Below are 13,941 nucleotides of genomic sequence, written 5' to 3' on the forward strand. Positions count from 1 at the left end.
GTTACAGGCAGTGTTTACGCAAGGAGTACACGAGCACATGGCTGATTCCCAGACTGCAACCTCCGCGCCCGAGTTTAAGAGCGCCCACTTTATCGGTATCGGCGGCGCCGGCATGAGCGGCATCGCCCTCGTTCTGCACGAGCGCGGTTATGCCGTTACCGGCTCCGACCTTAAGACATCACGTTATATCCGCCAGCTTACACGCGCTGGTGTGAAGGTGCATGTGGGCCATGAGGCAGCCACGATCGACGAGGTCAAGCCCGACGTGGTTGTTGTCTCCACCGCTATTCCGGAGTCCAACCCTGAGCTCGTGCGCGCTCGCGAGCTGGGCATTCCCGTGTGGCCCCGTGCCAAGATGCTCTCTGCTTTGGGCCACGGCTACACTACCGTCGCTGTTGCCGGCACGCATGGCAAGACCACCACGTCTTCGATGTGCGCCACCATGCTCGACCGCATGGGTCTGGATCCGAGCTTCTTGATCGGCGGCATCGTCGAGGGCTATGACACGAACGGCAAGAACGGCTCGGGCGACTACTTTGTCGCCGAGGCCGACGAGTCCGACAGCTCCTTCCTGTTCCTGAACCCCAACGTAGTCATTGTGACCAACGTCGAGGCCGACCACCTCGATCACTACTCGGGTATCGAGGAGATCGAGGCAACTTTCGCCAAATTCATGAGCCTGGTGGGCGAGGACGGCACCGTCATCGTCTGTGGTGAGGACCCGCATCTGGTCGAGCTCGCCAAGTCGACGGGCCGTCACGTGCTTTCCTACGGCTTTGCCGAGAGCAACGACATCGTCTGCGTGCACCCGGATGTCAAGGGCATCCAGAGTGACTTTATCGTTCGCTTTGAGGACGGCACTGAGCACACTGTGGAGATCAAGAGCAACCCCGGTCGCCACAACATGCTCAACGCCACGGCGGTGCTCACCGTCGCCCATGTCCTGGGCCTTGACATCGACGCCGCCGCCAAGGCGCTCTCGAGCTTTGAGGGCGTCCGCCGTCGCTTTACCCACGTGGGCGATATCGATGGCATCACCGTGGTCGATGATTACGGCCATCACCCCACCGAGATCAAGGCGACGCTTGCTGCCGCTTCCTCGCTGGGCTACAAGCACGTCGATGTCGTGTTCCAGCCGCACCGCTATTCGCGCCTGCAGGCCCTGTGCGACGACTTTGCCGATGCATTTGCCAATGCCGATAAACTGCTGCTGATTGATGTGTTCTCGGCTGGCGAGATGCCCATTCCGGGTGTCACCTCTAAGATGCTCGCCGATACCGTGCGCGCCAAGCATCCTGGCAAGGAGGTCGTGTACTGCTCCAGCCGTCTTGAGCTCAATCAGGAGCTCGAGCAGATGGTGGGCGAGGGCGACCTGCTGCTCACCATGGGTGCCGGCGACGTTACGACCGTCGGTCCCGAGTTTATCGAGTATCTGACTGCCAAGAAAGACGCTTAAGTCTAATGGGTCTGTTTAACGCCGTCATGGCGCTCTCGGGCATGATCGACACGGATGTGATCGAGGACGAGCGCCTTGCGCGTCATACGAGCTATCGTATCGGCGGCAAGGCCGACCTCTTTGTGACGTGCCATAGCTATCATGCCCTCCGCCGCGCCGTGGCGGTGCTCGATCGCGAGCAGGTGCCGTGGGTCATCATCGGCAAGGGCTCCAATCTGCTGGTTGCCGATGGCGGTTATCGCGGTGCCGTCATTTCGCTCGGACGTGAGTTTCAGCGCACGGTTGTTGCCGATGACGGTTGTATGCTGACGGTCGGTGCGGGCGTGATGTTTGCGCGCCTGGTCAACGATGCCCTGTCGCGTAGCCTCTCGGGCCTTGAGTTTGCCGTTGGCATTCCTGGTTCGGTCGGCGGTGCGATATCTATGAATGCCGGCACACGGACCGAGTGGATTGGCTCGCTGGTTGAGGATGTCGTAACGTTTGACCCGGCATCCGGTATCAAGCATTATGCGGGGTCCGAGATCACTTGGGGCTACCGCGAATGTAGCCTTCCCCGCAATGAGATCATCCTCGAGTGCGTGCTCAAGCTTAAACCGGCGCCCAAGGCCGACATTCGCGAGCGCATGGAGCGGTACCTTACAAGGCGCAAGCGTACGCAGCCCATGGGTCGCGCATCCTGCGGGTCTGTCTTTCGCAACCCGCCCGATGCGAGTGTGGGCAAGCTTATCGAGGATTGTGGATTAAAGGGTTTTTCGATTGGCGGCGCGGAAGTTTCGCCCGTTCACGCTAATTTTATCGTTAATAACGGAACTGCCTCGGCCGATGACGTTGCCGCGGTTATTAGACATGTGCACGGAAAGGTGAGGGAGGCGTATGGCATCGAGCTCAGACCGGAAGTTAAATTCCTCGGCTTCTAGAGCATCGAAACCCACCTTCCGCCGCGCCGGAGGGCGTTCCGGCGCGCCTGCCAAACCTCAACGCAATACCGTCGCGCACTCTAAGTCTGTCGGGCATGCTCGACAGACCAGTCGTCCGGTCGTCGGCTCGCAGCTCGGTAATCGTCCGGCCGCAAAAAAGTCCTCGCGTCCCTCGGTGACGTCAAAGCCTGTTATGGGCGCCAAGCCTGCCCGTCCCATGGCAGCTCCCAAGCCCTCGACGGGAACTAAAGCGGCGCGTCCAGGTCGCACGCTGGGCGCATCGAAACCGCGCTCGCTGACATCGGTGCCGGCTACCGCCAAGAAGCCTTCGAGTAAAAAAGGTTTCAACCCGTTATCTTCACTTGGAGCGATGGCAAATAAAACATCAGACGCCGCTTCTGTCGTTACAGGCAAAGGCAAAATCGTGGGCGGCGTTCTGGCCGTCTTGGTCGTGCTCGTCGTCGTTGCCATCGTGGTGATCAACTCTGGACTGTTTACTGCCACTGATATTCAGATTCAAGGCAGCGAGCATGTGACGAAGCACGATGCTATCCAGCTGATCGACTTGCCCGAGGGAACGTCGCTTTTTAACGTCGATCCCGACCAGATTACCGAGGATCTCAAGCAGAACCCGTGGGTTTCGGGCGTGGATGTCCAGCGCCAGTTTCCCCATACGCTTATCATCACGCCGACGGAGCGTAAAGTTATCGCCATTGCGTATATCAGCTCCGACGACCTTGCCTGGGCTATCGGAGACGATGACACCTGGATCGCCCCGCTGTCGACGTCGGTCGAAGTGGACGACCAGGGCAACGTCATCACGACAGGGCAGGGCTCAAATACCTTGACCGGAATCGATGCCGCGCTGGCGCTCGCCAAGCATTATGGCGCGGTGTTGTTGACTGATGTCTCGGCGGATGTCGCTCCGGTTTCCGGCCAGGCGGTTAACTCCAAAGCCGTTAAGGCCGGCCTGGATTATGTGCGTGGTTTTTCGGGCGAGTTCTTGGGACAAGTCAAGGATATTTCCACGCCTTCGGTCGAAGCCATCTCGGCAAACCTCAATAACGGCATTGAGGTGTCGCTGGGCGATTCGGACGATATCGCCAAGAAGGAACGCGTAGTCACCAAGTTGCTTTCGCAGGTAGAGGGCGTAACGTATATCAATGTGCGCTCTCCGGGCAACTACACATTTAGGAATGCTCCGACCTCGTAGCGCTGGTTGATGCTTTGTTGAGGGGCCATACCACGCCGTTTATCTGGTTTGTTTGGTTTTCACGGTCAATTATTTGACTGATACGTTCATAATGTGCAAACATAATACGGTTTACCTTTGCATTTACTTTCAACCTGAAGGTTAATGTGCGCAGGGGTCGACCCATGCTATGGCTATAACCTTTGTTCGGAGGACCGACATGCACGAGACAGAGATCAACAACTACCTTGCCGTCATTAAGGTGGTCGGCGTCGGCGGCGGCGGTACCAACGCGGTCAATCGAATGATCGAAGAGGGCATCCGCGGCGTCGAGTTTGTTGCCATCAACACCGATGCTCAGGCACTCGCGATCTCTGATGCCGATATCAAGGTGCACATCGGCACCGACCTTACCCGCGGCCTGGGCGCCGGCGCCAATCCCGAGGTTGGCCGCAAGGCTGCCGATGAGTCCCGCGACGACATCGCCGAGGCGCTCGCTGGCGCCGACATGGTGTTTATCACCTGCGGCGAGGGCGGCGGCACCGGTACCGGCGCTGCTCCCATCGTTGCCGATATCGCGATGAACGAGGTCGGCGCACTGACCGTCGCCGTCGTGACCAAGCCCTTCACCTTCGAGGGCCGCAAGCGTAAGAAGAGCGCCGAGGAGGGCATCAAGACCCTCTCCGATTGCGTCGACACCATGATCGTCATTCCTAACGATAAGCTGCTCGACATCGCCGAGAAGAAGACCACCATGCTCGAGGCCTTCGCGATTGCCGATGGCGTCCTTTCCCAGGGCACCCAGGGCATCACCGACCTCATCACCGTCCCCGGTATCATCAACCTGGACTTCGCCGATGTTAAGACCATCATGAAGCAGGCCGGTACCGCCATGATGGGTATCGGTACCTCTTCTGGGGATACTCGTGCCGTCGACGCTGCCCAGCAGGCCATCTCCAGCCCGCTGCTCGAGAGCTCCATCGATGGTGCCACGCGCGTGCTGCTCTCCATCGCCGGTTCCAAGGACCTGGGCATCCAGGAGATCAGCGACGCCGCCGACGTTGTCGCCAACGCCGTCGACCCCGAGGCCAACATCATCTTCGGTACCGTTGTCGACGAGTCCCTGGGCGATCAGGTGCGTATCACCGTCATCGCTACGGGCTTCTCCGACTCCAACGTCAACCGTCAGGATGAGCTTTTTGCTGCTCAGCAGTCTCAGAGCAAGGCCGCTGCCTCCGCTGAGCCGCAGCGCACCGCTCCGGCTGCCAGCCCGGCTCAGGCCGCTCCGACCCGCAACGTCGGTGGTACCGAGCTGCCCAACTTTGGCAACGACCAGTTCGAGCTTCCCGACTTCCTAAAGCGCGGTAGCTTCTAGTTCGTTTTTCTCAACGACCTGCACGGGGTGTGTCCATTCGGATGCACCCCGTTTTGTTTCTCGTTTGTAAACGAAAGCCTCCAATCTCCTTACGTTCCCTTTACGTTTGGTCCCTACCGCTGCGGGTATCCTTTTAAGGAAGTATGACAGCCGTATAAACGCGGACTGCGCGGCGACGCCGCGGTACTTGTGTTATTAGGAGGCTTTAGTATGGCAGCACGTGCGGACAACGTTTCGCGTGTCGACCATGATGGAGTTACGTTGGTGGAGGGCGCGACATCCGATGTCCGCTTTGCCTTTACCGAGCGCACCGGTGGCGTTTCTGAAGATGCGTACTCCTCGCTCAACCTGGGCTCGCATGTAGGCGATGACCCCTTTGCTGTTCAAGAAAATCGTCGTCGAGCGCTCGAAGCTATGGGCGCCACTGAGTGCGAGCATAATCTGCTCGTGCCCAATCAGGTACATGGTGACCATATCGTTACGGTGACTTCGAACGGCGCCGACGATCTTGAGGCTGTTCGCGAGCAGATTGCCGAGGGCTGCGACGCCATCGTCTGTACGGCCCATGACGTGCCCGTGCTGCTCTGCTTTGCCGACTGCGTTCCCGTGGTGCTGGTGGCCCCCAGCGGATTTGCCGTGGTGCACTCCGGTTGGAAGGGCACGATTGCACGTATTTCTGCCAAGGCGTGCCAGGCGCTTTGCGATGCTGCCGGCTGCGATGCGAGCGACGTTTCCGCCTATATCGGGCCCCATATCCTGGGTGACGAGTACGAGGTTTCCCAGGAGCTCATGGATCGCTTTGCCGCCGAGTTCTCTTGGATCGATGCGAGTACCTCTCGCATGCTCGATCTTTCCGCTGCCATTTGCGAGGCGCTGGTAGATGTCGGTGTCGACGCGGATAATATCGTGGATACCCAGCTTTCGACCGTGCGTCAGAACGACCGCTTTTATTCCTACCGTAACGAGGACGGCACCTGTGGGCGCCATGCCGCGATCGGCGTGATGCTATGAGAAAGATCGTATCGGTCCTGAGCGCCGCTGTGCTTACGCTTACGCTGTGCGCCTGTTCTTCGGGATCTTCTACCTCTTCCATTACTGTGGCCGGCTCCACGACCTGCCTTCCTATCGCCGAGATTGCGGCAGAGGGCTTTAAGGAGGAGACCGGCATCGACGTGCTCGTTTCCGGTTTGGGTTCTTCCGCTGGCATCGAAGCCGTCAGCGCTGGCACGGCCGATATCGCCAGCTCCTCCCGTGGACTCAATGCCGACGAACAGGATTTGGGCCTGACTCCCATCGTCATTGCCCACGACGGTATCGCGGTCATCGTGAACGACGATAACCCGGTCGATAACCTCTCGACCGAGCAGCTCCGCGATATTTACGCCGGCAAGATCACCAACTGGAAAGAAGTCGGTGGCGAGGACCTGAGGATTCAGGTCATCAACCGAGATGAGGCGTCCGGCACGCGTGAGGCCTTTCGCACCATCGTGATGGACGGCACCCCGTTCGATCGCCGCTCGGCCGTTCTTTCGGGCACGGGCCAGGTGCGCGACGTGGTATCTCGTTCGCGCGGTGCCATTGGCTACATTTCGCTGGGCTTCGTCGATAGCCTCAACGCCAAGACCTCGGTCAAGGCCGTCTCGGTCAATCATGTTGAGGCGTCCGAGAAGACGGTCGCGAGCGGCGGCTATCCCATCTCACGCGACCTTTACTTCTTTGTGAAGGGTGCGCCTTCGCAGCAGGCGCAGGATTACATCGACTACGTGACGTCCGAAAAGATGGACAAGCAGATTCGCGAGGCGGGCTTTATCCCCGTCACCAACGACGAGAAGGGGAGTGAGTAGCATGGAAGCACAGGAAAACTCCCAGACTGAGCGGAATGTTCAGACGCCCAAGAAGCGCGAGCTGGCGCTCGTATCGCGCAGTACCTATATCAAGGAGAAGGCGCTGCAGTGGATCTTCTTTGCCTGCGCGTTCTTGGCGGTCGTTACCGTCATCCTGATTTTTGTCTTTACCACGTACTCGGCGCTGCCCGTCTTTACCGACATCGGTCTGGCGGACTTCTTTAGCTTTACGTGGGCGCCCTCTGAGGGTCACTACGGCATCGTGTCGCTGCTTGCCGGCTCGGGTCTGGTGACCGTCGGTGCGCTCGCCATGGGTGTGCCCCTAGGCGTGGGCACAGCCGTGTATCTGGTCGAGATCGCCAGCAAGCGCGTGCGCAAGCTCATCAGCCCTGCCGTTGACCTGTTGGCCGGCATCCCTTCTATCATCTATGGCTTCTTTGGCATGATCATCATCCGTCCATTTATCGCGCAGCTGACCGGTGGTCTTGGTTTTGGTGCGCTGACGGCGTGGTTCGTGCTTGCCATCATGATCGTCCCTACCATCACCACGCTCACCATCGATGCCCTCAATTCCATTCCCATGGGCATTCGCGAGGCATCGTATGCCATGGGCGCCACCAAGTGGCAGACCATCTATAAGGTCGTGTTACCTGCCGCCAAGCTGGGTATCGTGGATGCCATCGTGCTGGGTATGGGCCGTGCCATCGGCGAGACCATGGCCGTGCTCATGGTCGTGGGTAACGCCCCGGTTATTCCCGACAGCATTGCGAGCCCCATCTCGACGCTCACGAGCCAGATTGCGCTCGACATGAGCTATTCCTCGGGTCTGCATCGCTCGGCGCTGTTCGGCATGGGCGTGGTCCTGTTTATCATTTCCGCCACGCTGGTGGGCATCGTCCGTCTGATTTCCAAGAAGAAGAGGGGGTAGGCTATGTCCGATTCCGTTGACACGACGGTCGATACGACCTCGTCGCGCGAGCGCATCAAGCGTGCCCTTTCCCACGGCAAGAAGGGCCGCATCAACAAGGACCTGTCCAACAAGATCATGCTTGGCGTGTTCCGTGCCGCGGCATACATCACCACGCTGGTGCTGGTCGCTATCATCGCCTACGTGGTCATCAACGGCCTGCCACACATCTCGCTCGACTTTATCTTCGGTTGGCCCCAGGGCGTCAACGCCGAGGGCGGTATTTGGCCCACGATCGTCTCGACCGTCTATGTGACGGCGCTCGCCATGCTTATCTGCACGCCGATCGCTGTGCTGGCAGCCGTCTATCTGGCCGAGTACGCCAAGCAGGGCAAGATCGTCGAGCTCATTCGCTACGCTGCTGACGCTTTGGCCTCGGTGCCCTCCATCGTTATGGGCCTGTTTGGCTACGCCTTGTTTGTCGAGGCTATGGGTCTGGGCCTTTCGATGGTCTCGGCCGCTCTGGCGCTTGCGCTCTTGATGCTTCCCATCGTCATGCGCACCACCGAAGAGGCCATTCGCGCCGTTCCGCGCTATATCCGTTGGGGCGCGTATGGCCTGGGCGCCACCAAGTGGCAGGTTGTCTCCAAGATCGTGCTTCCTTCTGCCTTTGGCCGTATTGCCACGGGCATTGTCCTTGCCATCGGCCGTGCCATTGGCGAGACCGCCGTGGTGCTCTACACCATGGGCCAGGCCATCAATCTACCTATCTCGCCGCTCGATTCCGGCCGCCCCATGACCGTTCACCTGTACCTGCTTGCCAACGACGGCATCAACATGAACGCAGCCTACGGCACCGCGCTCTTGCTGATGGTGATCATTCTGGCCTTCAACCTGTTTGCGCGCTTCCTGTCGCGCAAGCGTCGCTAGTTAAGGAGTCCCATGTCCGTTTATCAGTCCGCTCCCACGCTGGAGCAAGCGGCCATTACGGCCAAGGATTTCAACTTTTGGTACGGTGACTTTCATGCGCTGACGGGGCTCGACCTCAACATCGCCAAAAACGCCATCACCTCCTTCATTGGCCCTTCGGGCTGCGGCAAGTCGACGTTTTTGCGCTGCATCAACCGCATGAATGACCTGATCGAGGGTACGCGCGTCGAGGGCACCATGACGCTCGACGGCAACGATATCTATGCCGAGGGCGTCGACCCGGTCGACCTCCGTCGCCGCGTGGGCATGATTTTTCAGCAGCCCAACCCGTTTCCCAAATCCATCTACGAGAATGTCGCCTTTGGCCCTCGTCTGCAGGGCGTGACTAGCAAAAGCGACCTCGATGACATCGTGGAAGAATCGCTCAAGCGCGCCAACCTCTGGAAAGAGGTATCCAATCAGCTCAACAAGGATGGTTTGGCGCTCTCGGGCGGTCAGCAGCAGCGTCTGTGCATCGCGCGCGTGCTTGCGGTGCAACCCGATGTCCTCCTGATGGACGAGCCCTGCTCCGCCATCGACCCCACGTCCGTCTCTAAGGTCGAGGATTTGATGGCCGAGCTGGCGCCCGAGATGACGATCATCATCGTCACGCATTCAATGCAGCAGGCAGCTCGTATCAGCGACTACACCGCATTCTTCTTGCAGGAAGTTGCCGGTGAGCCTGCCACGCTCATCGAGTATGGTCAAACCGACGCGATCTTCACCAGCCCGGTGGACTCGCGGACGGAAGACTATATCACCGGCCGCTTTGGCTGATCGGTGCGACTAGTCCCAAGCCGATCGGACCTGGTCCGGTGCGTATTCACTGTGCGGGCGGCATGACCGCACCCAACTGATTGGAGTGAACCATGCGTAAACTGTTTTCCCGTCAGCTCATCGAGGCCCGCCACGAGATGCTGAGCATCTACGAGGCCGTCGATCTGGCCCTCCACGATGCCGTTAAGGCCTATGCGACCGACGACCGCAAGCTCGCCACCAAGACCAAGAAGCGCACGCTTTCGATTGACGCGCGCTGCGCCAACTTGGAGGCCGTGTGCTACAACCTGATCGCCACGCAGTCGCCGGTCGCCTCCGACTTCCGCTTGCTGCAGACGATTATCTACGTCGACTTTAACCTGCAGCGCATGACCGATAAGGTTCGCCAGATCTGCCGCGCCACGCGTCACATGGTCAAGGCCGACATCTCGCTGCCCCAGGAGCTCGTCGGTACGGTTGAGGCCGAGGCCGAAGCTGTTTACCAGGTGCTGGGCTCTTCGCTTTCTGCGCTCGTCACCAATGACATGTCCATCATCTGCAACTTGGCCGTCGAGGACGAGCCAGTGCACGCTGCCTACGAGAAGTTCTTCCGCACCTTTAACCGTATGGATACGGGCGACTTTATGGACGACGACAGCAACTATGACGACCTGCGCCGCGCCATCATGGTTTCGCGCTACCTCGATCGCATCGCTTCGATTTCCATCGATGCCGCTTGCCGTCTGACCTTCCTGTTGACTGGTCAGCGTATGAACGCCGGCGATATCGCCCGCACTGATGAGGACGAGCTCGAGAGCATGCGCGTGCCTTCGGGCGAGGGTGTTATCATGAGGCCCGCCGTCGACGCGCGCTACGTTGCCAAGGTGCCCGCCAACGAGGTCAGCGAGGGTCTTCGCTACCTGCTCGATCATCTTGAGGACGAGGACGATGGCGAGGACGACGAGGAGTAAGTAGCCCCGTTCGTCGAAAGATTGTAAATACCTAAGTGAGCGCGGCCCTGCACATGCGGGGCCGCGCTCTTGCGTTAGCATGGGACTACTTGTTTGGCTGTCAGCGGAGGCGATTAGCAATGGATAACTATTTGGATTTGATGCGCGCTCGCCGCGAGCAGATTCTGGAACGTTTTTATGCGGCGCTCGATCGCGCGGGCCGCCCCCACGACGCCGCGCGCCTCATTGCCGTGTCCAAGACCGTTGGTGTCGATGAGACTGTTGCTGCCATCCAGGCGGGGTATCGCCATTTTGCCGAGAACCGCCCGCAGGAGCTGGTTCGCAAGCTCACGGGTCTGGCGGAGCATCCGGAGCTGCCCGAGGTGCGCTTCGATATGATCGGCAACCTGCAGACCAATAAGATCAATGCGGTGCTGGGCTCAGCCGAGCTGATTCACTCGGTGGGTTCGCTGCATCTGGCGCAGGCGATCTCGAGCCGTGCTATCCGCAAGATTGAGGCAGGCGAGCTCGCCGGCCCCCAGCGTGTGCTCATTGAGGTCAATGTGAGTGGTGAGGAGTCGAAGGGAGGCTTTTCGCCCGATGAGATTCGCGCCGCCGCGGGTGAGCTTGCGGAGCTTGAGGGAATTTGCGTGCAGGGGCTTATGACTATGGCGCCCCGGGGGAATAAGGATGTGGCACGCCGCACCTTTGCGGGGCTTCGTGAGCTGAGGGATGAGCTGGAGGCGGCGCATCCCGATTTGAACCTGCCTGAGCTTTCCTGCGGCATGAGCGAGGACTTTGAGCCTGCCCTTGAGGAGGGCTCTACGCTCGTTCGCCTGGGCAGGGTAGTATTTAGCCCGGAGTTTGCAGTAAAATAAGGCTCTGAAGTGCGCACTGATTATCGGGGCGCCTGCACTAAACCGCGAGAGGACACAACCATGGGCTTCCTTGACGAGATTAAAAATAAGATGCACCTGGGCGGCCAGCAGGGTTACGACCAGGGTTATGGCCAGGACGACGACTACGGCTACGATGACGGCTATGACGATAGCTATCAGGGCAACGGCTACGGCGGTGCTTCGGGCGAGGGCTTCTACACCCAAGACGAGCCGAGCAACGGCCTGCTTGGTCAGACGCGCCGCGGTGAAGCTGAGTCGGTTGCCGTGTATACGCGCTCCGGTCAGCTGGTCGGCGATGACTCCCGCCATGCCACGACGTATAACCCGCCTTCGCGCTCGCAGGACAGTGTTGCGAGCGGTTATCGTCCTGGTGCCTATGACACGCCGTCGAGCTACGCCGAGAACACCCGCGCCCGTGCCGCCGCTGCACCCGCGCCTGCACCGAGCGATGCCTCGGCCTATGCGAGCAATATCATCAACGCCACGCCGCAACTGCCGGCCTATGTCCTGCGCCCCGAGAGCTATGACGACGTGGAGACCGTGGTGCGCCGCGTTCGCACCAAGCAGCCTGTCGCACTGATTTTTGTGGGCGTACGCACCGAAGTTGCCAAGCGCGTCTTGGACTTCTCTTACGGCTTTGCCTGCGGTCTGGGCGCCACGGTCAAGGAGGTAGGCGACCGCGTGTTCATGGTGCTGCCCGCCGGTTGCGAGGTCAAAGATTCCGATCTCAAGAAGCTTCGTGCCGACGGCTACCTTAAGTAAAGACAAGACGAGGAGATTCCCATCAACATCTACACTATCGTCCAGCTGGTCAACACGCTGTTCAACTTCTATTCCACGCTCATTGTCGTCTACTGCTTTATGACGTGGATTCCCATGAAGCAGGGTGGTTTACTTCAGGATATTGCTGCGGTGCTCGATAGCGTGTGCGGTCCGTGGCTCAACCTGTTCCGTCGTTTCATTCCGCCGATGGGCGGTATCGATTTTTCGCCGGTCGTTGCGATTATTGCGTTGCAGTTGGTGCAGAGGCTGGTTCTGCAGCTTCTTATAGGTATACTCGTATAGAACTGACTTTGTAACTTACGTCGGGCGTGTAGCGCCGAGGCGATGAAAAAGGAGACTTGTTATGGCTATTACCCCTGCAGACATCCAGGCTCAGACTTTCTCTGAGGCCAAGCGTGGCTACGATCCTGCCGAGGTCGACGTCTTCTTGGAGACGCTGTCCTCCGAGGTTGACGCTATGCTCGCTAAGATCGTCGACCTTAAGGGTCGCCTGACTGCTACCGAGCAGCAGCTTGCCGATGCGCAGGCTCAGCTTGCCCAGGCTCAGGATGCCACCGCCCAAGCCGTTCCTGCCGCCCCCGTGGCTGCTCCCGCCCCTGACTTCTCCGCTCAGGAGCGCCAGATTTCCGCTGCCCTGATTGCTGCCCAGCAGACCGCTGAGACCATCGTCAACGATGCCAACGAGAACGCTGAGCGTATCCGCAACGAGGCTGACGCTAAGGCACGCGAGGTTATCCGCCAGGCTCTGACCGAGAAGCAGGCCGAGCTCGAGGAAATCGATCGTCTCAAGGCTTCCCGCGAGGAGTTCAAGGCCGAGTACCTCAAGCTCATCCAGCACTTCATGGACGATGCCCAGAACTCCTTCCCGGCCGACCTCATGGCCTCCACGCCGGTCGGTTCTGCCGCTTCTCCTGCGGTGACTGTTCCCGCCGAGCCGCTGCCCGTCGCTGACCCGGTTGTCCCCGTGGCCGATCCCTTCGCCCCGATCGACAACTTTGCCGCCGACGACCTGGACTAACATTCGGCCTACAATTTAGTGCCTAGAAAGGACCCGCAGCTTGCGGGTCCTTTTTATGACTGTGCCGGGGTGCGTAACATAAAAAACCGAGCCCTGCACATAGTGGCGCAGAACTCGGCGAACGGGTGAGCGGTCAAGGGTAGGTTTTAAGGCATGTCCCAAAAATCTACTTGAGGAGGAAGTCGGAGAGGGGAATGGTGCGGGCCTCGCGATGCTCGGGGTCTGCGATGTGGTCGGCAGGATAGCCACAGACGAGCATGTGATAGGGATAGACACCCTCGGGCAGGTTGAACTGCTCGCGGGCTAGCTCGGGCTTAAAATGGCACACCCAGCACGTTCCTAGACCCTGCTCCTCGGCTTCCATCAGCATCTGATCGCAAACAATCGAGGTGTCGATAGCGCTGGAGTTTATCTGGTCATAGGGGCGCACCCAAGCGTCTTCGGTAACGCTACAAATGAGGAAGACAAGCGGAGCCCCAAAGATAGACCCATCACGAGCAAACCGAGGCTGACAAGCAGCAGCCTTCTCCAACAGCTCAGGCGTATCCAGCACCATCACACGGGCTGGATGATTATTACAAGCAGAAGGAGCAATACGCCCAGCCTCAACAATGGCATCCACCACAGCCTGCTCAACAGAACGGTCCTCAAAAGAACGACAAGAATACCGACCACGAGCCAGATCCAAATAAGACATACAAGCCCTCCTAAAATTAAAAATCAAACAAACCAAAAGTAACCCAAAGAGTACCCAAAGCAGCAATCAGCCAAACGCTCATCAAGGGCCAAAGTGTCCGAACGGATACCAAAGGTCCCTTCAGCCAAACCCCCATCGCGCTAAATCTATCAGCCAAAGTTCCCAATGGTGGTACGTA

15 protein-coding genes are annotated in these 13,941 nt (G+C 59.2%); 14 read left to right on the forward strand and 1 reads right to left on the reverse strand.

Features of this window, described 5'->3' with window-relative positions; genetic code table 11:
- Positions 1-37 precede the first annotated feature (37 nt).
- The 14 genes from murC to DWV32_RS01705 all read left to right on the forward strand — a co-directional run bounded on the left by murC (position 38) and on the right by DWV32_RS01705 (position 13,066).
- Positions 38-1,456, forward strand: coding sequence for a UDP-N-acetylmuramate--L-alanine ligase (murC, locus tag DWV32_RS01640; protein ID WP_117757003.1), 1,419 nt, complete (start codon positions 38-40; stop codon positions 1,454-1,456).
- A 5-nt stretch (positions 1,457-1,461) separates the two neighbouring features.
- Positions 1,462-2,373: a UDP-N-acetylmuramate dehydrogenase gene (gene murB / locus DWV32_RS01645; protein ID WP_117757004.1), complete on the forward strand. Its 912-nt coding sequence runs from the start codon at positions 1,462-1,464 to the stop codon at positions 2,371-2,373.
- Between the two features lie 424 nt (positions 2,374-2,797).
- The gene (locus tag DWV32_RS01650) at positions 2,798-3,586 is read left to right on the forward strand and encodes a cell division protein FtsQ/DivIB (RefSeq protein ID WP_233540375.1); all 789 of its coding nucleotides are present in this window, start codon (positions 2,798-2,800) and stop codon (positions 3,584-3,586) included.
- 199 nt (positions 3,587-3,785) lie between these two features.
- Positions 3,786-4,940, forward strand: a complete 1,155-nt coding sequence (gene ftsZ / locus DWV32_RS01655; protein WP_055251674.1) for a cell division protein FtsZ — start codon at positions 3,786-3,788, stop codon at positions 4,938-4,940.
- A 210-nt stretch (positions 4,941-5,150) separates the two neighbouring features.
- Positions 5,151-5,951, forward strand: coding sequence for a polyphenol oxidase family protein (locus tag DWV32_RS01660; protein WP_117655144.1), 801 nt, complete (start codon positions 5,151-5,153; stop codon positions 5,949-5,951).
- Positions 5,948-6,784, forward strand: coding sequence for a phosphate ABC transporter substrate-binding protein (locus DWV32_RS01665; RefSeq protein WP_055251678.1), 837 nt, complete (start codon positions 5,948-5,950; stop codon positions 6,782-6,784). Before DWV32_RS01660 ends, DWV32_RS01665 begins: the two co-directional genes overlap by 4 nt.
- Position 6,785: 1 nt before the next feature.
- A complete protein-coding gene (gene pstC, locus DWV32_RS01670) occupies positions 6,786-7,712 on the forward strand; it encodes a phosphate ABC transporter permease subunit PstC (protein ID WP_117757006.1) in 927 nt (308 codons plus the stop codon).
- A 3-nt stretch (positions 7,713-7,715) separates the two neighbouring features.
- Positions 7,716-8,621, forward strand: a complete 906-nt coding sequence (gene pstA / locus DWV32_RS01675; protein ID WP_055251684.1) for a phosphate ABC transporter permease PstA — start codon at positions 7,716-7,718, stop codon at positions 8,619-8,621.
- A gap of 12 nt (positions 8,622-8,633) precedes the next feature.
- Positions 8,634-9,437 (forward strand): phosphate ABC transporter ATP-binding protein PstB, encoded by an 804-nt coding sequence (pstB, locus tag DWV32_RS01680; RefSeq protein WP_089571588.1) that lies wholly within the window; start codon positions 8,634-8,636, stop codon positions 9,435-9,437.
- Between the two features lie 92 nt (positions 9,438-9,529).
- Entirely contained in the window at positions 9,530-10,387 is an 858-nt protein-coding gene (locus DWV32_RS01685; protein ID WP_117757007.1) for a PhoU domain-containing protein, read from the forward strand.
- Positions 10,388-10,506: 119 nt separating this feature from the next.
- Positions 10,507-11,244: a YggS family pyridoxal phosphate-dependent enzyme gene (locus DWV32_RS01690; protein ID WP_117757008.1), complete on the forward strand. Its 738-nt coding sequence runs from the start codon at positions 10,507-10,509 to the stop codon at positions 11,242-11,244.
- Between the two features lie 60 nt (positions 11,245-11,304).
- A complete protein-coding gene (locus tag DWV32_RS01695; protein ID WP_089571591.1) occupies positions 11,305-12,027 on the forward strand; it encodes a cell division protein SepF in 723 nt (240 codons plus the stop codon).
- A gap of 57 nt (positions 12,028-12,084) precedes the next feature.
- On the forward strand, positions 12,085-12,330 hold the full coding sequence (locus DWV32_RS01700) for a YggT family protein (protein WP_227790178.1): 246 nt from the start codon (positions 12,085-12,087) through the stop codon (positions 12,328-12,330).
- 61 nt (positions 12,331-12,391) lie between these two features.
- On the forward strand, positions 12,392-13,066 hold the full coding sequence (locus DWV32_RS01705) for a DivIVA domain-containing protein (protein ID WP_006234242.1): 675 nt from the start codon (positions 12,392-12,394) through the stop codon (positions 13,064-13,066).
- A 166-nt stretch (positions 13,067-13,232) separates the two neighbouring features.
- Here DWV32_RS01705 and DWV32_RS01710 read toward each other — a convergent pair whose 3' ends face one another.
- Positions 13,233-13,763: a nitroreductase family protein gene (locus tag DWV32_RS01710; protein WP_117757009.1), complete on the reverse strand. Its 531-nt coding sequence runs from the start codon at positions 13,761-13,763 to the stop codon at positions 13,233-13,235.
- Positions 13,764-13,941: the final 178 nt, after the last annotated feature.

The sequence above is a fragment of the Collinsella sp. AF04-24 genome, from assembly GCF_003465685.1.
Classification (GTDB): domain Bacteria; phylum Actinomycetota; class Coriobacteriia; order Coriobacteriales; family Coriobacteriaceae; genus Collinsella; species Collinsella aerofaciens_AP.

Bases quoted from the DNA above. Each gene is read 5' to 3' on its own strand.
- murC (WP_117757003.1), top strand. From the start codon at position 38: ATGGCTGATTCCCAGACTGCAACCTCCGCGCCCGAGTTTAAGAGCGCC.
- murB (WP_117757004.1), top strand. From the start codon at position 1,462: ATGGGTCTGTTTAACGCCGTCATGGCGCTCTCGGGCATGATCGACACG.
- ftsZ (WP_055251674.1), top strand. From the start codon at position 3,786: ATGCACGAGACAGAGATCAACAACTACCTTGCCGTCATTAAGGTGGTC.
- DWV32_RS01660 (WP_117655144.1), top strand. From the start codon at position 5,151: ATGGCAGCACGTGCGGACAACGTTTCGCGTGTCGACCATGATGGAGTT.
- DWV32_RS01665 (WP_055251678.1), top strand. From the start codon at position 5,948: ATGAGAAAGATCGTATCGGTCCTGAGCGCCGCTGTGCTTACGCTTACG.
- pstC (WP_117757006.1), top strand. From the start codon at position 6,786: ATGGAAGCACAGGAAAACTCCCAGACTGAGCGGAATGTTCAGACGCCC.
- pstA (WP_055251684.1), top strand. From the start codon at position 7,716: ATGTCCGATTCCGTTGACACGACGGTCGATACGACCTCGTCGCGCGAG.
- pstB (WP_089571588.1), top strand. From the start codon at position 8,634: ATGTCCGTTTATCAGTCCGCTCCCACGCTGGAGCAAGCGGCCATTACG.
- DWV32_RS01685 (WP_117757007.1), top strand. From the start codon at position 9,530: ATGCGTAAACTGTTTTCCCGTCAGCTCATCGAGGCCCGCCACGAGATG.
- DWV32_RS01690 (WP_117757008.1), top strand. From the start codon at position 10,507: ATGGATAACTATTTGGATTTGATGCGCGCTCGCCGCGAGCAGATTCTG.
- DWV32_RS01695 (WP_089571591.1), top strand. From the start codon at position 11,305: ATGGGCTTCCTTGACGAGATTAAAAATAAGATGCACCTGGGCGGCCAG.
- DWV32_RS01705 (WP_006234242.1), top strand. From the start codon at position 12,392: ATGGCTATTACCCCTGCAGACATCCAGGCTCAGACTTTCTCTGAGGCC.
- DWV32_RS01710 (WP_117757009.1), bottom strand. From the start codon at position 13,763: ATGTCTTATTTGGATCTGGCTCGTGGTCGGTATTCTTGTCGTTCTTTT.